Below are 19,494 nucleotides of genomic sequence, written 5' to 3'. Positions count from 1 at the left end.
TGTGTGGACGGTACAACTATGTAACCTAGCACGAAAACGGGGGAACGTGCGTCCCGGGAAAGGGGTCATGGCCCGCAACGACACAAGGCGGACGCTCCGAAGGGAACGTCCGCCTTGTGCGAAACCCGAAAATCAGAACCGGTACGGGATCAGTACCAGTGATTGGCCAGCCAGAACGCGTACGCGCCCTGAATGGAGCCGTACCTGCTTTCGCAATAGCCCCAGAACCACTTGAGCTGCGTCTGGTAGTTCGTGGCCCAGTCGGAGCCGGCCGAGGCCATCTTGCTGCCCGGCAGCGCCTGCGCAAGACCGTACGCGCCCGAGCTGGCGTTCGTGGCGTTCACGCGCCAGCCGGACTCGTGGTTGATGATGTACGCGGTCGCCGTGAAATCGGCCTCCGTGTAACCGTTGTCCAGCAGATAGTCATGTGCCCACTGCTGCATGTCGCCGACCGGCGTGGTCGTGCCGATGTCCGTGGACGTCGCCGTGTCGGACGACGAGGACGATGACGAGGAGGACGATTCGCCGGTGCCCACGAGGATCACCTTGTCGACCGGGGCCTTCTTCACGTACGACGTGAACACGTTCGAGGAAATGACCTGTCCGCCGGAACGCGTGACGAGGCTCGTCGTCTCCATCACGCCCTTCTCGCCCTCGGTCTCCACCTTCTCGGTGCCCTTCGGCAGGTCGGCGGTCTCCTTGCGCACCTCGTTGAACGCGATCGGCTCGTCCTTCGTCTCGACCTGCGTGCCGGCGCGTTCGATCGTGATCACCGTGGACTCGCTCACCGATGCGGTGAGCGCCGGCGTGACCTTGTCGTCCGGTTCCAACGTGATGTCGCCCGCGTCCAGCACCGACTTGACGTCGGTGAAATCGGAGTCGAGCACGGTGCGGGACTGGCCGTTGATCTTCACCGTGACATACGTGGTGTCCTTGTCGGCGCCGCGCAGGTCGGAACGGGTCTGGCCGCGGGAGACCTCAAGCGCGTCCGGATCGGTGGCGGAATACGCCGTCACCTGCGGCGCCGCGGCGTTGACATGCTCTGCCACATAGAAGTTGCGCGAGATGACGCCGGCTCCGGCCAGCATGCCCACGGCCGCCACGATCGCCCCGAATTTCGCCCATTGACGCTTGCTCAGGGATCTCAGTGTCGGCGTGTGCCTGCGATGATTGGCCAAAAGTGCTCCTTGACGCTCGGATAATGCATTGCCTCGCCTTTCGGCGTTGAACGGCAAACTGACGTCCAGTGTAGCCGGTGAAGTTGACGTCGGACGTTACGGCCCGAAAGCGCCGCCCGTCACCGGCAGTCCGTCCGCTCAGTCGTTGCCCTGCCCGTCGTCGGCCGACACGTCCAGGTTCTTCGCCTGCTCGATCAGATCGTCGAGATCGGAAGCGCGCAGCGCGCCGGCCTGCTTGAACACCACCTGGCCGTTCTTGGCGATCAGCAGCGTCGGCACCGCCTGGATGCCGGCGGCCATGGCCAGATCCTGGTTCGCGTCGATGTCGACCTTGGCGAACACGATGTCCGGATGCTCCTCGCTGGCCTTTTCGAAGATCGGGCCGAACGCGCGGCACGGGCCGCACCACGTCGCCCAGAAATCGACGAACACCAGTTCGTGGTCGTTCAGCGTCTGCTCGAAATCCTGCGTATTGATCGCAACGGTTGCCACGGCGGACTCCCTTCGTCTCGTCCTGTATACGAATGACTTGTATACGAATAATGTTCTTCGTTACGACAATAACCGTACCCCGGCACCGCGCCCACGGTTCGGGCGAACGCTTCCACCCAGAGCCGAATCGCGCGCCGGATCGGTGCGCCGCGCGCCGTGTCACCTATCCGGGGCGATAATGGGAAGCATGCCAGTCATGAATGATGAGGTGCCCGACGAGGGCGATTTCGACGCGGGACGCCGTCGCGGCGAATTCGACAACATCACGCCCGAGGATTTCATCCGCGGCACGGGCCACGGCAACCCGCCCGGATGGCTCGGCCGCGCCGACATCGACCGCGCGCGGCGGCAGATGCCGATCGCGTACGTGGAGATCGTGCCGGTGCGCACCGACGACCTGGGACGCGTCGCGCAGGTCGGCTCGCTGCTGCGCGTGGCGGACGACGGTTCGATCGAACGCACGCTGATCACCGGTCGTGTGCTGTTCCACGAGTCGCTGCGCGAGGCGATCGCCCGCAACGTGGCCAAGGATCTGGGCGACATCGCGCTGCCGGTGCTGCCGCAGAGCCTGCAGCCGTTCTGCGTGGCCGAGTTCTTCCCAACGCCGGGCATGAGCGAGTACTACGATCCGCGCCAGCATGCGATCGCGCTGTGCTATGTGGTGCCGATCGCGGGCGACTGCAAGCCGCAGGACGAGACGCTCGACGTGGAATGGGTCGATCCGCACGGTGACCTGATGGAGACGTTCATCGCGCAGATGACCAATGGCCACGGCGACATCGTGCGCCGCGCGCTGGCGTGGCTCGGCAACTGACCGGCGCGCCGATCGCGGGTCTTCGAACGGATCCGCGCAACCAAGGGGGATTTGTCATGACCATCGAACTCAAGAACACCGTGTATCGCGCGGGCGAGAGCGGCACCGTCCCGCTGGTGCTGGTCCACGCGTTCCCGGTCGACCACCGCATGTGGGACGACTGCGCGGCCGAGATCATCCGCCAGTCCGACGCGGCTGGCATGACGCCGTTCGCCGTCTGGGCACCCGACATGCCCGGCGCGGGCGACGGGCCGATCCCGGACGTGGCCGCTGCCGGCGGACAGGCTCCGGACGGCGCGTACGACCATGCGCTCGACCTGCTGGCCGACGCGTATGTCGACCTGCTGCACGAGGCCGGATACAAGCACGCCGTATGGGCCGGACTGTCGATGGGCGGCTACGTGATCCTCGACATCCAGCGGCGTCACCCGGACGCGGTCGCCGGATTCGCGATGTGCGACACGAAGGGCGACGCCGATACGCCGACGCAGCGGGCGAACCGCGTGCGCGTGGCCGAAACCTGCGAGCGGACGCGGTCGGTCGAGCCGGTGATGCATTTCGCCGACGCGACCGAATCCGATTCGAGCTTCAAACGGTCCGAGGCCGGCAAGGCGCTGTTCGCGCGGTGGATCCGCGAACAGCGGCCGGAGGGCATCGCCTGGCGTCAGCGCATGGCCGCGGGCCGGCCCGACCTGAACGACCAGCTGTCGCTGGTGCACGCGCCGGCCGCCGTGATCTGCGGCGACAAGGACCCGTTCGCCGACGAGACGCGGATGCGCACGATCGCCGACGCGATGACCGGCACCGAGGCCGCGTACACGCTGGTCGACGACTGCGGCCATTTCAGCGCGGTCGAACATCCCGCCACGGTCGCCGCGGCGCTGACGACACTCATGCGCAGGGCCTCGCAGACCCCGGACGCGCAGGCCAACCGAGCGGTCGCGTGACCGTCGAACGAAAGGAATCCGCTGCCATGTTCTCACCATTGGCGCTCACCCAGGCGCTTCCGTTCCTGCCGTTGGCGCAGGGCGACATCGACTACCAGACCGAACGCCGCGGCGAGGACGGCCTGATCGACACGCTCCTGTCCGAGCCGTCGACCAAGGTCATCCTCACGCGCGCCGGCCGCATCGCCGTGCCCAAGGGCCAGGGCGGCATCGTCGACTACGAGAACGTGCGCATGCGGCTGGCGACGCTGCCCGGCGCATACGTACGCGCCGAACTGGCGTCGCACCCGGCCGCGGTCGCCATGTTCCTCGGCGGATACGGCGGCGAGCGCAACGAGCATGTGATCGCCGTCGACGTCACGCGGCTTCCCGAGGTTCCCGCGTCCGCGACGTCCGCCGTCGTGCCGGATTCGGCCGGCACCGGTGCGGACGACGCCTTCGACGAGCATGATGCCGCGCAATCGCGCGCGACAGCCCGGCCGAGTCTGCTCGAACAGGCGGTCACGCGTTTTGATTGGGTCGATCTGCGCGGTTTCGCCCCGCACGCCACCCCGCGCGAGGCCGGGCAGGCCACGAGCGCGATCTCGCTGAGCATCTGGCATACGCGGCAGCGGTTCTGCCCGACCTGCGGCGCGCCGGTCGAAACCGCGATGGGCGGCTGGGCGCAACGTTGCACGAGCGATGCCGACGGGCGCCGCCTGCTGTTCCCGCGCGTCGAACCGGCCGTGATCACCGCGATCGTGGACGGCGACGACCGTCTGCTGCTTCAGCACAACGTCGCGTGGAAGGACGCCCGGCTGTATTCGGTGTCCGCCGGTTTCGTCGAGGCCGGCGAGAACCTCGAACATGCGGTGCGTCGCGAGGCCAAGGAGGAGGTCGGGCTCACGCTCGGCGCGGTCAAGTATCTCGGCTCGCAGCCGTGGCCGTTCCCGGCTTCGCTCATGATGGCGTTCAAGGCGCAGGCCGTCACCACCGACGTGCACGTCGACGGCGAGGAGACGAAGACCGCGCGTTGGGTCACGCGTGACGAGTACATGCACGAGCTGGTCTCCGGCCGCATGATCGCGCCGGGCAAGGCCACGATCGCGCGGTACATGATCGAGGAGTGGTACGGCCGCGAACTGTAGCCCCGACGGCGGCCCGCATTGCCCGTTCGGTGCGGTAGGCTGGTGACCATGAGCGAAAACGAAGCCCCAGAGAACCTCGACATCCCGGACCACCTGTCGTATTCGGAAGAGCACGCCTGGGTGGACGAATCCGTGTCCCCCGCGATCATCGGCATCACCGAGTATGCGGCCGAGCAGATGGGCGAACTCGTGTTCGTCGACCTGCCCGAGCCGGGCGACCGCGTCGAATCCGGCGACGAGATCGTCGAACTCGAATCGTCCAAGGCCGTGCAGCCGCTGATCAGCCCGGTGTCCGGCACAGTGCGCTACGTCAACCGCGAGGCGTCCGACGATCCGAGCGTCATCACCAACGATCCGTACGGCGAAGGCTGGCTGCTCAAGATCGAGCTGGACGACGACGAGCCGGAGCTGCTCGACGCCGCCGAGTACGCGAAGACGATCCGCTGACGGACGCCTTCGACCGAGCCGCCGTCCGCACGCTAGTGCGTTCGGCCGCGCGTAACCGGACGGTCAGTTGAGAACCGTATAGTAAGCGGTATGAGCAGGGTACAGCAGCAATCAGCAGACGACGAGGTCGCACGCGACGATGACGATATGGCGACCGTGCCGATTCCCGCGCGCACGGTCGTCACCACGTTCGACGCCGCGTCCAGGCACGAGCGCATCGAGAACAAGCCGCTGCCCGTGCGCGCGCTGCGCCGCGTGATCACGCGCGTGTTCGGCGCCTGGCTGAAACTGTCCACGCCGGCCGTGACCAGCTGGGGCTGGTATCCGAACGTCGAACCGTACGTCGGGTACGGCACCGAAGACTACTCGCGACTGATCTGCCGCACCGTCTACGCGCCGGCCCGCGCCCGTTCGGGGGCGCTCACGCGCGGCATCCGCGGCATGCTCGCCGTGCCCGCGCCGCATCGCCAGGTGCGTATTTCCATCGACGGCATGCCGTTGGAAACCGTGCAGGTCGGCCAGTCGGAAACCTACGACCGCATCGACCACGCGCGCGACCGCGGCAGCGAATACGCGATCTCCGACATGAGCGGATACCTCGATCTCGTGGCCGAGCACCGGCTGGAGCCGGGCGTGCACCGCGTCTCCTATCAGGTCGAACGCCGGCGCGCGGTCGAATCGAACCTGTTCACCATCCCGTCAGGCGCCAAGGTCGGCATCATCTCGGACGTGGACGACACGATCATGATCACGCAGGCGCCCACATTGTGGAAGGCAGCGTACAACCTGCTGTTCCTCAACCCGAAGAAGAAGGCGTCGGTGCCGGGCATGAGCGTGCTGTTCACCAAGCTCGCCGACCTGTACCCGGACGCGCCGTTCTTCTACCTGTCCACCTCGCCGTGGAACGTCGAAAGCTCGATCCGCCACTTCATCGCCGACCACGGATTCCCGGAAGGACCGCTGCTGCTGCGCGACCTCGACCCGCGTCCGAAGACGTTCGTGCCGACCGGCCCGCAGCACAAGCTCGAATTCGCCGAACAGCTCATGGCGGACTTCCCGGACATGAAGTTCATCCTCATCGGCGACGACGGCCAGAAGGATCCGACCACGTACGCGACGATCACGCGACGCTACCCGGGACGCATCATCGCCATCGGCATCCGCCAGCTGTCCCCGCGCGAATACTCGCCGATCTCGTCGATGGTGGGCACCACGTCCACCCAGCCGATGCCCGTCACCGACGTCCCGGTGTTCACGGGCACGACCGGCGCGAACCTCATGAAGACGATGCTGCCCTATCTGAAACAGCGCATGGCCTAGCGCATGGCCTGCCCGGCGTCTCCGGGCGTCGCTACGGCACGGCGGCCACTACAATGGTCGCTCATGACCGACGAAGAGCAATACGCCGACGGCCGGCCCGCGACGCCGCGGCCCCCCGTCGCCAAACAAGTGCCCCATGCGCGCACATTCCACGGCGACACGTTCATCGATCCGTACGAGTGGATGAGAGACAAGGACTCGCCTGACGTGCGCGAGTACGTCGCCGCGCAGAACGCCTACTGCGAGACGCGCATGGCGCCGCTCGCCGGGCTGCGCCGCACCCTGTTCGACGAACTGAAATCACACATCCAGCAGACCGACATGTCGGTGCCTACCCGCATGAACGACTATTGGTATTTCGCACGCACCCTCGAAGGCAGCCAGTACGGGCTGCAATGCCGCATGCCGGTGCGCGGCGAGGACGATTGGGACCCGCCCGTGGTGGACGCATCCTCGAAGCCGGGATCATTGCCCGGCGAGCAGGTGATCTTCGACGCGAACCGCGAGGCCGAAGGCCATGACTTCTTCCGGCTCGGCGGACTGGAACTCAGCCATGACGGCCGCTGGATGCTGTACGGCGTGGACACGAGCGGCGACGAACGCTACGATTTCCGCATCCGCGACCTCGACACCGGCGACGAACTGCCCGAAACGCTGGCCGGCATCGGCGGGGCGAGCCTGACGCCGGACGGCAAATGGGTGTTCTACGTGCTCGTCGACGATGCGTGGCGCCCGTATGCGGTGTGGAGGCATCGAGTCGGCACGCCGGTCGAGACGGACGTCGAGGTGTATCACGAGACGGACGAGCGCTTCTGGGTCGGCGTGGGCATGAGCTTCGACGAACGCAACATCGTGATCGGCACCGGTTCCAAAACCACGACCGAAGTGTGGATGCTGCCTGTGGACACGCCCGAAGGCGAGTTCTCGGTGTTCATCCCGCGCCAGGACGACATCGAATACGACGTGAGCTTCGCCTGTTTCGAAGGTGCGGGCGATGGCGGCGAAGACATTCCGCTGGCCATCGTGTACCACAACGCGTTCAACCCGAACTTCGAGATCGACGTGATCGACATGCGCGGCCACGAGCCGCCGTACCGGCTCGGCGAAGGGGCGCGCGTGGCCGTCGGCTCGCCGTACGGCTGCGAGCGGGGCGACGGGTTCGAGGCCGGCTCGTCCACGCGCCGGATCGGCGAGGCGTACTATAACCCGGTCAATCCGACGATCCTGCAGGGCGCGCATGGTCTGGCGATCGAGGGCATCGCCATGTACCGGCATTTCGTGTCGCTGGCATATCGCACCGACGGCCTGCCGCGTGTTGCGATCATGACCAAGGATCAGGCGGCGCGCGATTTTCTGGCCGGGCGTCCGTGGACGTTCCGCGAGCTGGTGCCGCCGGCGTTGAAGGACGATTGGGACGCCGACCTGGCGGCCGACGAGGCCGAGACGGGCGATGATGCGGCCGGTCCGCACCCGCATCACGGGGCACGCGGCGTTGACGGTGCCGGCATTGTTGAGGGCAATGGTGCTGCTGGGGCCGGCGTTGCCGGGTCTGACAGTGCGGACGGGCATCCGCACATGGTGACGACATGGGACGGCGCGGCCGACGACCTGCTGCCCGGCGAGACGCGGCGGCTGTACTCGATCGGTTCGGGCGGCAACCCCTCGTATCAGGCGCCGCGCATACGCTACTCGTTCTCCAGCTACACGCGGCCGGGAGAACTGCACGACATCGATCCCGCCACCGGCGAGGACCGGCTGCTCAAGCGCGCCACCGTGCTCGGCGATTTCGATCCGCGCGACTACATGGAACGCCGCGTGTGGATCACCGCGCGCGACGGAGAGCAGATTCCGGTGTCGCTGGCCTGGCGGCGCGACATCCCGGTGTCCGAATCGGCCATGTTCATCACCGGCTACGGCGCGTACGAGATCAGCTCCGATCCGGGCTTCTCCGTGGCCCGGCTGAGCATGCTCGACCGCGGCGTGCTGTACGCGGTCCCGCATATCCGCGGCGGCGGCGAGATGGGCCGCGCGTGGTACGAGCAGGGACGCCGGTTCAACAAGAAGCATTCGTTCGAGGATTTCGTGGACGCGACCGTCGCGCTGCAGGAGGCCGGTCTGGCCAGTCCGCATCGGACCGTGGCGAACGGCGGTTCGGCCGGCGGCCTGCTCATGGGCGCCGTGGCCAACATGGCGCCCGACCGGTTCGCCGGCATCGAGGCGGACGTGCCGTTCGTGGACGCGCTCACCTCGATCCTCGACCCGTCGCTGCCGCTGACCGTGACCGAATGGGACGAGTGGGGCGATCCGCTGCACGACGCCGACGTATACCGCTATATGAAGTCGTATACGCCATATGAAAACGCGCCGGAAGGCGACGGTGCCTCGGCCGGCGGGCCGGACGGTTCCTCCGGTCCTTCCGGTTCCGGCGGTTCCGTCGATTCCGCGAGGCCGACATTCCCGCGCATCTTCGTGACCACGTCGATGAACGATACGCGCGTGCTGGTCGTCGAACCGCTCAAATGGGTGGCGCGGCTGCAATCTGCGGGCGTGGACGCGATCGTCAAGATCGAGGTCGAGGCCGGCCACGGCGGCACCACCGGACGCTACAAGCAGTGGGAGGAGGTCTCCTACGAGAACGCATGGTGCCTGAGCGTGATGAACATCATGCACTGAACGCGACGGGCCGCGCCGGTTCGCGGGCGCGCCGGTTTTGCCGGACCGTGCCCCAGCCGGCCGCGCCGTCGTGCGGCCGGCGGGCCCGCTAGTCCCCTTGATTGAGTACCTTGGAACCCATGAGTTCCAAAGCACTTCGTATGTCTACCCTGTTCCTGCGCACGCTGCGCGAGGACCCCGCCGACGCGGACGTCGATTCCGCGAAACTGCTGCAGCGCGCCGGATACATCCGCAAGGCCGCGCCCGGCATCTGGACCTGGCTGCCGCTCGGCCTGCGCGTCCTGAACAAGATCGAGGAGATCATCCGCGAGGAGATGGCCGGCATCGGCGCGCAGGAAGTGCACTTCCCGGCGCTGCTGCCGCGCGAACCGTACGAGGCCACCCACCGCTGGGAGGAGTACGGCGACAACATCTTCCGTCTCAAGGACCGTCACCAGGCCGACTATCTGCTTGCGCCGACGCACGAGGAGATGTTCACGCTGCTGGTCAAGGACATGTACTCGTCGTACAAGGACCTGCCGGTCGTGCTGTACCAGATCCAGACCAAGTACCGCGACGAGTTCCGTCCGCGCGCCGGCCTGATCCGCGGCCGCGAGTTCGTGATGAAGGACGCCTACTCGTTCAACGTGGACGAGGAGGGCATGCGCAAGGCGTACATGGACGAGCGCGGCGCGTACGAGCGCGTGTTCCAGCGCATCGGCCTCAAGTACGTGCCGGTGTTCGCGATGTCCGGCCCGATGGGCGGCTCCGCGTCCGAGGAGTTCCTCGCCCCGATGCCGATCGGCGAGGACACGTTCGCTCTCGCCCCGTCCGGCAAGGCGTGGAACGTCGAGGCGCTGCACACGCCCGAACTGCCCGAGATCGACGCTTCCGCGACCCCGGCCGCCTCCAAGGAGGCCACGCCGGACGCGAAGACCATCGACAAGATGATCGAACGCGCCAACGCCGACCACCCGCGTGCGGACGGCCGTTCGTGGGAGGCGTCCGACATCCTCAAGAACGTGGTGATCGCCGTCAAGCATCCGGAGGACGCGGAGCATGACGAGCCGTGGCGCGAGATCATCGTCGTCGGCGTGCCGGGCGACCGCACGGTCGACATGAAGCGTCTCGAGGCGCAGTTCGCGCCGGCCGAGCTGGAGGAGGCCACCGAAGAGGATCTGAAGGCGCATCCGGAGCTCGTGCCGGGCTACATCGGGCCGATGGTGCTCGGCCCGCAGGCCGAAGCCGCCGGCGTCAAGGAGCCGCTGCGCTACCTCGTGGATGCTCACGTCGTCAAGGGTTCCGCATGGTTCACCGGCGCCGACGAGCATGAGGTCGACTACTACAACCTCGTCTACGGCCGCGATTTCAAGGCCGACGGCGTGGTGGAGGCCGTCGAGGTGCGCCACGGCGACATGAGCCCGGACGGATCCGGCCCGCTGAGCTTCGAACGCGGCGTGGAGATCGGCCAGGTGTTCCAGCTCGGTCTCAAGTACTCCAAGGCGCTTGACCTCAAGGTTCTCGACCAGAACGGCAAGGCCGTGCCGGTGTGGATGGGCTGCTACGGCATCGGCGTGAGCCGCGTGCTCGCGTGCGTCGCCGAAACGCATCACGACGAGAAGGGCCTTGCGTGGCCGTCCGTGATCGCGCCGGCCCAGGTGCACGTCGTGGCCACCGGCAAGGACGCGGCCGCGTTCGACGCCGCCGAGAAGCTCGTCGCCGATCTTGAGGCGCGCGGCGTCGAGGTCATCTACGACGACCGCAAGAAGGTGTCGCCGGGCGTCAAGTTCAAGGACGCCGAACTGATCGGCGTGCCGCTGATCGCCGTCGCCGGCCGCGACACGGTCAACAACGGCACGATCGAAGTGCGTGACCGCAACGGCGAGAACTCCGTCGCCGTGCCGGTCGCCGACGCGCTCGCCGCGATCGTCGACCGTCTGTGACGTCGTCGGCCGCCACGCCGGCCGTCGTCGGGTGACGGCGTAGTCCCGTTGGAAGGTCCCTTGCCTTGCGAGGCAGGGGACCTTTTCGTTGTCGGGAGGCCGTCGGGCGTGTGCGCGGTTGTGGACAGTGTTGTCCACAACCGGTTATCCACAACACGCCGAAGATCGTCGTCTGCGTCCACAGGGGTCGAAAACCGGGGGGTCGGAGCCACGCATACGGCATAGTGATGGATACCGCGCGGATCACGGTGCTGGTCGACGGAAGGGCCCGCCTCTCTCTCGCACACCTCCACTCCAAGGGCGCTTCGGCACAAGTCCCACGCACCGTGGTTTGCGCAGTCCACTTCAGCGACGAAAGGACCCGATCATGGCACTGCAACAAGGACTGATCACCATCACCGGCCGCGTAGGCAGCAATCCGCAAGGGCATGGCAACGGCAGCCCGCCCACCATCTGCACGTTCCGGCTCGGCAGCACGCGCGGCTACTACGACGTCAACCGGAAGTGGCGCTCGCTGCCGACCACGTGGATCACCGTGAAGGCCTACCGCGCGCTGGCGGCCAATGTGCATGCCTCGGTACGCACCGGCGATCCGATCATCGTCGTCGGAGTGCTCGCCACGGAGGAATGGACGGCCGAGAACGGGGAGAAGCGTTCGCGCATCGTCGTCGAAGCCAGCAACGTGGGCCATGACCTGAACTACGGCATGACGCGACCTGATGCGGGAAAGCGTGATGGCGGCGGCGCATCGTCCGGTGGTGGAGGGGGCCAAAGTGCTGTCGGAAACAGTGCCGCGGGCAACGGAGCCGCTGGTCCCGGCCGCGAACCGGTGCGCCTATTAACCAATGATCCCTATCAGGGATCACATGCACAGGCGAATATGCCGGCGGACAGTGGCGCTGCGACAGGTGCCGGGGTGTCGGCCGGTGCAGTGGCTGCCGGCGGTGCCGTTCCTGGCGGAGACGGAGGCGCCGTACAGGCGGGGACCGCGGTTTCGGCAAGCGACTCCGACGGCGGTGCCAGTCGAGAATCCTCGGCCAAGCGGTACGCCGACGGATTCGCGCAGTCCGTGCAAGGGGCGAGTGGGGTGTCCGGCGAGATTATTCCGCCGCCTGACGAACCTCCGGCCGGTGAATTCGAAGACGATGTGTTCTGACGATGTGTCGAGACGTGTGCGAGCCTATCGATGGTATTGGTAACGTTTGACGTTACTAACGTAAGGCGGTAGTATCATGTTTATTGCGACGAGAGACAAGGAGTTGGAAGAGTTTCTCTACGGCGGGCCATATCCGAGAGGATATCCGACCGGTTGCGAACGACGATTGGCTCGTCGTTTACAGATGTTGAAGGCCGCCCAGTCACTGCGTGATCTTGCGGTCCCTCCGGCCAACCGACTTGAACGATTGGCCGGGGACCTGTCCGGATATTGGAGCATCCGGGTCAATCGTCAGTATCGACTTGTTTTTCGCTGGAACGACAAGGACAAGGAGGTGTATGATGTCTATTTCGACGACTGCCACGATTGAGGATGACAATCGCGTGCTCAGCACCCCGGGGGAGATCCTCAAAGAGGAATTCCTTGCTCCGTTGGGTGTCAGCAACTATCGGCTGGCCAAAACCATAGGAGTGTCGGAGACTGCGGTCGGCGAAATCGTCCGCGGTGAGCGTCGGATCAGCGTGGCGATGGCATATCGGCTTGCGCGTGCGCTCGGTACGACTCCTGAATTTTGGATGAATCTGCAGCGCGACTGGGACGTGTATACCTTCGACGCCAGTTGTCTGGGCGATATACAGCCTCTCGTCAAGGCATGATAAAAGGGATGCGTCGAACGATGTTGAACCGCACGGCGTATCCCTTTACCGCTCAAACGCTGTCTATCGGCAAGCGGTGCCTTTGGTCGTCACCAGTGGTCGTCACCAGATGGAGACGCGGTGCTCGGGCGCGAGCCACATGCCGTCGCCCTCATGCACGTCGAACGCCGCGTAGAACAGGTCCACGTTGCGCACGATGCCGTTGGTGCGGCATTCGGCGGGGGAGTGCGGGTCGATCTGCAGGTACTGCTCGGCCAGCTCGTCGCGGTTCTTGGTGCGCCAGATCGAGGCGTAGCTCAGGAAGAAGCGCTGCAGGCCGGTGAAGCCGTCCATGACCGGCGCGGTGTCCAGCGCGGCCTTGATGCCTTCGGGCGAGCCGTTCTTCTCGCGGCCGGCGGCCTCGTCGAGCGCGAACGCATACGCCTTGAGCGCGATGTTCACGCCGCCCAGATCGCCGATGTTCTCGCCGATCGTCAGCGCGCCGTTGACGTGCGGGGCCTTGCTCGGGTCGTCGGCGTACTTCTCGGCCAGCTGCGTCGGCACGAACGCGTTGTACTGCTCGATGAGCGCCTTGGTGCGCTGTTCGAAGTTCGCGCGATCCTCCTCGGTCCACCAGTTGTTGAGCGCGCCGTCCCCGTCGTACTGCGAGCCCTGGTCGTCGAAACCGTGGCCGATCTCGTGGCCGATCACCGCGCCGATGCCGCCGTAGTTGGCCGCATCCTCGGCGTCCGGATTGAAGAACGGCGGCTGCAGGATCGCGGCCGGGAACACGATCACGTTCGTGCTCGGATCGTAATAGGCGTTGACGGTCTGCGGGTTCATGCCCCATTCGCCCTTGTCGACCGGCTTGCCGGCCTTGGCGAGCTGGTAGCCGTTCTCGTAGACGCTGGCCGCGGCCATGTTCTCGACGAGCGTCGAGTCCTCGTGCACGTCGAGTGCGCTGTAGTCGCGCCAGTGTTCGGTGTAGCCGATCATCGGCGTGAACTTGGAGAGCTTCTCCAGGGCCTTGTCCCGGGTCTCCTCGCCGAGCCACGTGCTGCCGCTGATCGACACGCGGTAGGCGTCGATCAGGTTCGCGACCAGCTGCTGCATGCGCTGCTTGGAGCTTTCCGGGAAGTGACGGCGCACGTACTCGCGGCCGACGTCCTCGCCGCACACGCCGTTGACCAGCGCGACGGCGCGCTTCCAGCGGTCGCGCTGCGCCTTCGCGCCCGACAGCACCTTGCCGTAGAAGGCGAAGTTCGTCTCGTCGAAGGTCTTGCTCAGGTAGGCGGCCGCGCCGATGATCGCGTGCACGCGCGCCCACAGCTTGAGGTCGTCCAGCTTTGCCTCGTCCCAGAACCGGTCGAAACCGGTCAGGAAGCTCGGCTCGTGCACGATCGTGTGCCGCGTCGCTGCGTTCATGTCCACGGGCTGGAACTTCGCCGCCGCGGTCTGGTCGTACGCCTGCTGCCAGGCATCGACCCACGCGGCGATGTCGAAGTGCGCGAGCTCCTTGCTCAGCGCGTCGAAATCGGTGGGGTTGTTGGTCTTCTGCGGGTCGCGCGTGGTCACGTTGTCCCAATGGTGCGCGGCGATGCGCGTCTCGACGTCGAGGAAGCGTTCGGCCTGCGTCTGCGCGCCGTCGCGGTCGCCGTACCCGGCGTTGGCGAGCTGCTTGGCGACCATCTCGACGTACGCCTCGCGCACCGGCTGGTAGCGGTCCTCGCGATAGTACGCCTCGTCCGGCAGTCCCAGACCGGACTGTTCGATGTGCACGGCGTTGATGTCCGGGTCGGCGGGGTCGCCGTAGATGCCGAAGGCGAACGGGCTGGTCGTCGCGCCGGACGGGTCGTACCGGCCGAGCACGCGGGTCAGCGAGACCTTGTCGGCGGCGGAGTCGATCGCCTCAAGCACCGGCTTGAGCGGCGCGATGCCGGCCTGCTCGATCGCGTCGGTGTCGAGGAAGGAGCGGTACAGAGCGCGGGACTTGACGGACGGGCAGTCGTCGTCCTCGAGAATGTCGTGGATCTGGTTTTCGGCGTCCTCGGCGAGCTTGTCGAACGAGCCGTAACGGGACTTGTCGTCGGGCAGCCGGTAGGTGTCGATCCATGGGCCGTTGACGTAGCGGAAGAAATCGTCGGACGGTTTGATGACGGATGAGAACGCGGCCGTATCGAGGCCGGAGGTCAATGCTGTAGTCATGGCGTCCAGCCTATTCACGTTAAGTGACAAGCAGTGATCCCCGCGACCCTGTGAGACTTTCCTGGGAGGCGCTCTCACATGGGTGCTCCGGCGACATATTCCCGGGAAGCGCACGGCGGGGTGGCGGTGCGATATGGATAAATGGACAGTTTGTCGCATTATGCCGATGGTGAGAATTAGACAGTCTGTCTAGACTGAAGGAGATGAACCGATCGCGTCGCCTTGCAGTCCGATGCGACGCGACGACGGTGACACGGCATGACACAGTCCCAAGGAGTCACGATGAGCGATCCGAACACGAATGGCACCAATCCGAACGACAATCCCAACGGCCAGCCGCAATACGGCGCCTACGCGCCGCAAGGCCAGCCGGCAGGACAGTACTATCCCTACGGCGGCGCGCCGAACGCGAACGGCCAGTACCAGTCCAACAGCCAGAACGGCAATCCGTACGCCGGCGGTCAGCCCCAAGGCCAGCCCTTCGCCTACCAGCCGTACGGCGGACAGCCGAACGCGCAGGGCCAGCCCGGCGGATGGCAGCCGGTCAACGCGTTCAAGCTGATCGAGGAGATGCTGCCGCAGCGCGCGAAGAACGCCGTGCGCGGCCTGTACGGCATCGTCGGCGCGGCCGCCGTCATCCTCGGCCTCGCGCTGCTCATCTGGCCCGGCAAGACCCTCACCGTGTTCGCCGTGGCGTTCGGCATCTACTTCGTCGTCTCCGGCGTGATCCGCATCGTCAGCGCACTCGTCACGATCGGACTGCCGGGCGGCTGGCGCGTACTCGACGTGCTCGTCGGCATCCTGCTCGCCTTCGGCGGCGTCGTCATGCTCAAGAACGCGGCGCTGTCGGGCGCGTCGCTCGCGATCTTCGTCACGTTGATCGTCGGTTTCGGCTGGATCATGGAAGGTGCGATGGCGCTCGCCGAATCCTGGCGCCTGCCGAGCTCCGGATGGGCCGTGCTGTACGCGATCGTCTCGATCATCGCCGGCATCGTCGTGATCATCTCCCCGGTCGATTCGATGGCGTTCCTCATCATCTTCGGCGGCTGCGCGCTGATCGTGATGGGCGTCTCCGCCATCGTGCGCGCGTTCACCTTCGGCAGGGCGCGCAAGTAGCGCGGTCTGAGTAGGCTGGGCGGCATGATCGAACTGAAAACCCCCAAGGAAATCGAAGAGATGAAGCCCGCCGGCCGTTTCGTCGGCGGCATCCTCAAGGAACTCAAGGAATTCACCAAGGTCGGCACCAACCTGCTCGAGATCGACGAATTCGTGCACAAGAAGATCGTCGACCGCAAGGGCGCCGAATCCTGCTACGTCGACTACGCTCCGGACTTCGGCACCGGCCCGTTCGCGCACTACATCTGCACGTCCGTCAACGACGCCGTGCTGCACGGCGTGCCGTACGACTACAGCCTCAAGGACGGCGACCTGCTCAGCCTCGACCTCGCGATCAGCGTCAACGGCTGGGTGGCCGACTCCGCGATCAGCTTCGTGGTCGGCAAGGACCAGGACCCCGACGACCTGCGCCTCATCAAGTGCACCGAGGAGGCGCTCGCCGCCGCGATCGACGTGGCCCGCCCGGGCAACCGTCTCGGCGACATCTCCAACACCATCGGCGACGTCGCCCGCGAATACGGCTATCCGATCAACCTCGAATTCGGCGGCCACGGCGTCGGCCACATCATGCACGGCGATCCGCACGTGCCCAACGACGGCCGCGCCCACCACGGCTACAAGCTGCGCGAGGGCCTGGTCATCGCGATCGAACCGTGGTTCCTCAAGACCACCGACGAGATCTACCAGGATCCGAAGGACGGCTGGACGCTACGTTCCGAAGACGGCTCGCGCGGCGCGCACAGCGAGCACACGATCGCCATCACCGACGACGGTCCGATCATCTTCACCGACCGCACCAACCTGTGACCGCGGGGCGGTGAACGGTTCGCGGGCTTCCCGACAAGGGAAGCCCGTTTTTCGTTTTTGAGACGCCGACTTGCGCCGAAACACGCGTGCCCTATAGTGATCCCTACTTTTCAGGCCGAACGACCGCGCGGCCGCATCCGAGGGGAGCACAGAGCATGGCAACAGCCCAATTGAACGTCGATGACAGCAAGTACACGCTGCCGGTCGTCAAAGCCAGCGCCGGCCCCGACGGCATCGTCGTCTCCAAACTGCGCAACGACGGATGGGTCACGCTTGACCCGGGATTCCTCACCACCGCGCAATGCGAGTCGAAAATCACGTTCATCGACGGCAACAACTCCGTGCTGCGCTACCGCGGCTATCCGATCGAGCAGCTGTGCGACCAGTCCGACTTCCTTGAGGTCGCCTGGCTGCTGCGTCACGGCGAACTGCCGAACCGCGAACAGTACGAGCGTTTCGTTTCCGACATCAACCACCGCACGATGGTCGGCGAGGACTTCCGCACGTTCATGGGATCGTTCCCGCGCACCGCGCACCCGATGAGCGTGCTCGCCTCCGCGATCAACGCGCTCGCCACGTTCTACCCGGACACCACCGACATCACCGATTCCGACCAGCTCGATGAGGCCGCGGTCATCATCATGGCGAAGGTCCGCACGATCGTGTCGTACATCTTCCGCCGCCGCCGTGACGAGCCGATGCTCTACCCGGACTATGCGCGCGGCTACGTCGACGATTTCCTGCGCATGTGCTTCGCCGTGCCGTACGAGCCGTTCGAATCTGACCCGCTGTACGTGCACGCGCTCGGCCGCCTGCTCATCATCCACGCCGACCACGAGCAGAACTGCTCGACCTCGGTGGTGCGCATCGCCGGCTCCGCGCACGCGAACCTGTATTCGGCCGTCGCCGCCGGCGTGAACGCGCTGTCCGGCCCATTGCACGGCGGCGCGAACGAAGCCGTGTTGCGCCAGCTCAAGGCGATCCGGGACTCCGGCAAGACGGTGCGCCAGTTCGTCGAGGACGCCAAGGAGGAAGGACACCGCATCTCCGGACTCGGCCACCGCGTATACAAGTCGTACGATCCGCGCGCGGCGATCGCCAAGACCTATCTCGAGAAGATCATGGAACGCGAGGACACATCGAAGCTGCCCGCCGACGAAAGCGCGCTCTTCGACGTCGCGAAGGAGCTGGAGGACATCGCGCTCACCGACGACTACTTCGTCTCGCGTCACCTGTACCCGAACGTCGACTTCTACACCGGCCTGATCTACCGTGCGATCGGCTTCGACCCGGCGATGTTCACCACGCTGTTCGCGCTCGGCCGCATCCCCGGCTGGATCGCCCAGTACCGCGAGATGCTCGCCGACCCGAACACGAAGATCGGCCGGCCCCGCCAGGTGTACACCGGCGAGACCGAACGGGATTATGTGCCCCTCGACGAGCGCTGACGCTGAATCGTGAATGACGGAGCGTTATCTGCGTTGCTCCTCGGTCGCGGTACTGAGTACCGCTTTCCTCGGTGCGCCTTGATACCGCACGCGTCATTCACGATTCAGTCTTATGCCGAGCCGTTAGGCGAGGGAGCAGCTGTGCTGCGACGGCTTCATAAGAACTGACTTCGTCAGTTCTTATGAAGCTTTTCGTTGAGTTCAATGCCGGTCTTGCGGTAGCGGGCTTCGATGCGTCCGGAGACGGAGTTGCGGATGAACAGGATGTTGTCCTTGCCGGACAGGTCCGCGCCCTTGACGACGTCGAGGGGTTCGCCGGCGGCGACCTTGGCCTTGTCGTAGACGGTGACCTTGGTGCCGGCGGTGATGTAGAGGCCCGCTTCGACGACGCAGTTGTCGCCGAGCGAGATGCCGATGCCGGCGTTGGCGCCGAGCAGGGAGTGCTCGCCGATCGAGTTGCGCAGCTTGCCGCCGCCGGACAGGGTGCCCATGATGGAGGCGCCGCCGCCGATGTCGGAGCCGTTGCCGACGACCACGCCCTGCGAGACGCGGCCTTCGACCATGGAGACGCCGAGGGTGCCGGCGTTGAAGTTCACGAAGCCGGCGTGCATGACGGTCGTGCCCTCGGCCAGGTGGGCGCCGAGGCGGATGCGGTCGGCGTCGCCGATGCGAACGCCGGTCGGGACGACGTAGTCGATCATGCGCGGGAACTTGTCGACGGACAGCACGTTGACGGTCGCGGCGGGGGAGGCGACGGGCAGTCCGACCTGCGCGGCGAACGCGTCGGCCGCAGTGATCGCCGCGGATTCGAGGTCGATCTTGCGCAGCGCGAAGTCCTCGACGGCGAACGGGCCGTAGTTCGTCCACACCACGTTGGCGAGCTTCGCGAAGATGCCGTCGAGGTTGAGCGTGTTCGGCTTGGCGAGACGCTGCGACAGCAGGTGCAGGCGCAGGTAGGCGTCGGCCGCGTCCTCGATCGGCGCGTCGAGGTCGGACACGGTGAACACGGGAATGCGGCGCACGCCGCGAGCGTCGGCCGTCTCGTGCACGAGCGCGCCGAACGCGTGGGCCGGACGGTCCGCGTCGGCGGGCGCGGCGCCCAGCGTGAGTGTCGGATACCAGACGTCCAGCGTGGTGCCGGCGGCGTCCACCGAGGCCAGGCCCCAGCCCCATGCGGTGCGTTCGTTTGCCATGACTGCTCCTTATC

17 protein-coding genes are annotated in these 19,494 nt (G+C 66.0%); 13 read left to right on the top strand and 4 right to left on the bottom strand.

Translation table 11 applies throughout. From position 1 onward, the window contains the following. Nucleotides 1-149: 149 nt before the first annotated feature. Together GFD25_RS01795 and trxA are read right to left on the bottom strand one after the other, a co-directional pair. Nucleotides 150-1,178 carry an aggregation-promoting factor C-terminal-like domain-containing protein gene (locus tag GFD25_RS01795; RefSeq protein WP_163229383.1) on the bottom strand — a complete coding sequence of 343 codons (1,029 nt, stop codon included), beginning with the start codon at nucleotides 1,176-1,178 and terminating at the stop codon, nucleotides 150-152. 138 nt (nucleotides 1,179-1,316) lie between these two features. Beyond that, nucleotides 1,317-1,670: a thioredoxin gene (gene trxA, locus GFD25_RS01790; RefSeq protein ID WP_163229381.1), complete on the bottom strand. Its 354-nt coding sequence runs from the start codon at nucleotides 1,668-1,670 to the stop codon at nucleotides 1,317-1,319. 187 nt (nucleotides 1,671-1,857) lie between these two features. Between trxA and GFD25_RS01785 the strand changes: the two genes are divergently transcribed. The 10 genes from GFD25_RS01785 (at nucleotide 1,858) to GFD25_RS01740 (ending at nucleotide 12,732) form a co-directional block, all read left to right on the top strand. Then, nucleotides 1,858-2,484 (top strand): NUDIX hydrolase family protein, encoded by a 627-nt coding sequence (locus GFD25_RS01785; RefSeq protein ID WP_163229379.1) that lies wholly within the window; start codon nucleotides 1,858-1,860, stop codon nucleotides 2,482-2,484. A 56-nt stretch (nucleotides 2,485-2,540) separates the two neighbouring features. After that, nucleotides 2,541-3,431, top strand: coding sequence for an alpha/beta fold hydrolase (locus tag GFD25_RS01780; protein ID WP_163229377.1), 891 nt, complete (start codon nucleotides 2,541-2,543; stop codon nucleotides 3,429-3,431). A gap of 26 nt (nucleotides 3,432-3,457) precedes the next feature. Continuing rightward, nucleotides 3,458-4,558 (top strand): NAD(+) diphosphatase, encoded by a 1,101-nt coding sequence (gene nudC / locus GFD25_RS01775; protein ID WP_163229375.1) that lies wholly within the window; start codon nucleotides 3,458-3,460, stop codon nucleotides 4,556-4,558. 42 nt (nucleotides 4,559-4,600) lie between these two features. Beyond that, nucleotides 4,601-5,005, top strand: a complete 405-nt coding sequence (gcvH, locus tag GFD25_RS01770) for a glycine cleavage system protein GcvH (protein ID WP_338024604.1) — start codon at nucleotides 4,601-4,603, stop codon at nucleotides 5,003-5,005. A gap of 90 nt (nucleotides 5,006-5,095) precedes the next feature. Next, nucleotides 5,096-6,325 carry an App1 family protein gene (locus GFD25_RS01765; RefSeq protein ID WP_239512345.1) on the top strand — a complete coding sequence of 410 codons (1,230 nt, stop codon included), beginning with the start codon at nucleotides 5,096-5,098 and terminating at the stop codon, nucleotides 6,323-6,325. A gap of 63 nt (nucleotides 6,326-6,388) precedes the next feature. Continuing rightward, nucleotides 6,389-8,998, top strand: coding sequence for a S9 family peptidase (locus GFD25_RS01760; RefSeq protein ID WP_163229371.1), 2,610 nt, complete (start codon nucleotides 6,389-6,391; stop codon nucleotides 8,996-8,998). 119 nt (nucleotides 8,999-9,117) lie between these two features. Then, nucleotides 9,118-10,920 carry a proline--tRNA ligase gene (locus GFD25_RS01755; protein WP_163229369.1) on the top strand — a complete coding sequence of 601 codons (1,803 nt, stop codon included), beginning with the start codon at nucleotides 9,118-9,120 and terminating at the stop codon, nucleotides 10,918-10,920. 367 nt (nucleotides 10,921-11,287) lie between these two features. After that, nucleotides 11,288-12,076, top strand: a complete 789-nt coding sequence (locus tag GFD25_RS01750; protein WP_163229367.1) for a single-stranded DNA-binding protein — start codon at nucleotides 11,288-11,290, stop codon at nucleotides 12,074-12,076. A gap of 76 nt (nucleotides 12,077-12,152) precedes the next feature. Further along, nucleotides 12,153-12,446, top strand: coding sequence for a type II toxin-antitoxin system RelE/ParE family toxin (locus tag GFD25_RS01745; protein ID WP_204314732.1), 294 nt, complete (start codon nucleotides 12,153-12,155; stop codon nucleotides 12,444-12,446). Then, nucleotides 12,418-12,732: a HigA family addiction module antitoxin gene (locus GFD25_RS01740; RefSeq protein WP_163229365.1), complete on the top strand. Its 315-nt coding sequence runs from the start codon at nucleotides 12,418-12,420 to the stop codon at nucleotides 12,730-12,732. Before GFD25_RS01745 ends, GFD25_RS01740 begins: the two co-directional genes overlap by 29 nt. 102 nt (nucleotides 12,733-12,834) lie before the next feature. On the opposite strand, the gene GFD25_RS01735 is transcribed toward GFD25_RS01740, so the two are convergent. After that, complete coding sequence (locus tag GFD25_RS01735) at nucleotides 12,835-14,916, bottom strand: M13 family metallopeptidase (protein ID WP_163229363.1); 2,082 nt, start codon at nucleotides 14,914-14,916, stop codon at nucleotides 12,835-12,837. 282 nt (nucleotides 14,917-15,198) lie between these two features. On the opposite strand from GFD25_RS01735, the gene GFD25_RS01730 reads away from it, so the two are divergent. From GFD25_RS01730 to GFD25_RS01720, 3 genes are all read left to right on the top strand, one after another. Further along, on the top strand, nucleotides 15,199-16,032 hold the full coding sequence (locus GFD25_RS01730) for an HdeD family acid-resistance protein (protein WP_163229361.1): 834 nt from the start codon (nucleotides 15,199-15,201) through the stop codon (nucleotides 16,030-16,032). Between the two features lie 24 nt (nucleotides 16,033-16,056). After that, nucleotides 16,057-16,839 (top strand): type I methionyl aminopeptidase, encoded by a 783-nt coding sequence (map, locus tag GFD25_RS01725; protein WP_163229359.1) that lies wholly within the window; start codon nucleotides 16,057-16,059, stop codon nucleotides 16,837-16,839. A 155-nt stretch (nucleotides 16,840-16,994) separates the two neighbouring features. Beyond that, complete coding sequence (locus GFD25_RS01720) at nucleotides 16,995-18,287, top strand: citrate synthase (RefSeq protein ID WP_163229357.1); 1,293 nt, start codon at nucleotides 16,995-16,997, stop codon at nucleotides 18,285-18,287. A 173-nt stretch (nucleotides 18,288-18,460) separates the two neighbouring features. Here the strand turns inward: GFD25_RS01720 and dapD are convergent, their stop codons facing one another. Continuing rightward, nucleotides 18,461-19,480: a 2,3,4,5-tetrahydropyridine-2,6-dicarboxylate N-succinyltransferase gene (gene dapD / locus GFD25_RS01715; RefSeq protein ID WP_163229355.1), complete on the bottom strand. Its 1,020-nt coding sequence runs from the start codon at nucleotides 19,478-19,480 to the stop codon at nucleotides 18,461-18,463. Nucleotides 19,481-19,494 lie beyond the last annotated feature (14 nt).

The organism is Bifidobacterium aerophilum (assembly GCF_010667685.1).
Lineage (GTDB): Bacteria > Actinomycetota > Actinomycetes > Actinomycetales > Bifidobacteriaceae > Bifidobacterium > Bifidobacterium aerophilum.
The sequence above is the reverse complement of the archived record's forward strand: the minus strand, read 5'-3'. Positions and strand labels throughout refer to the sequence as shown.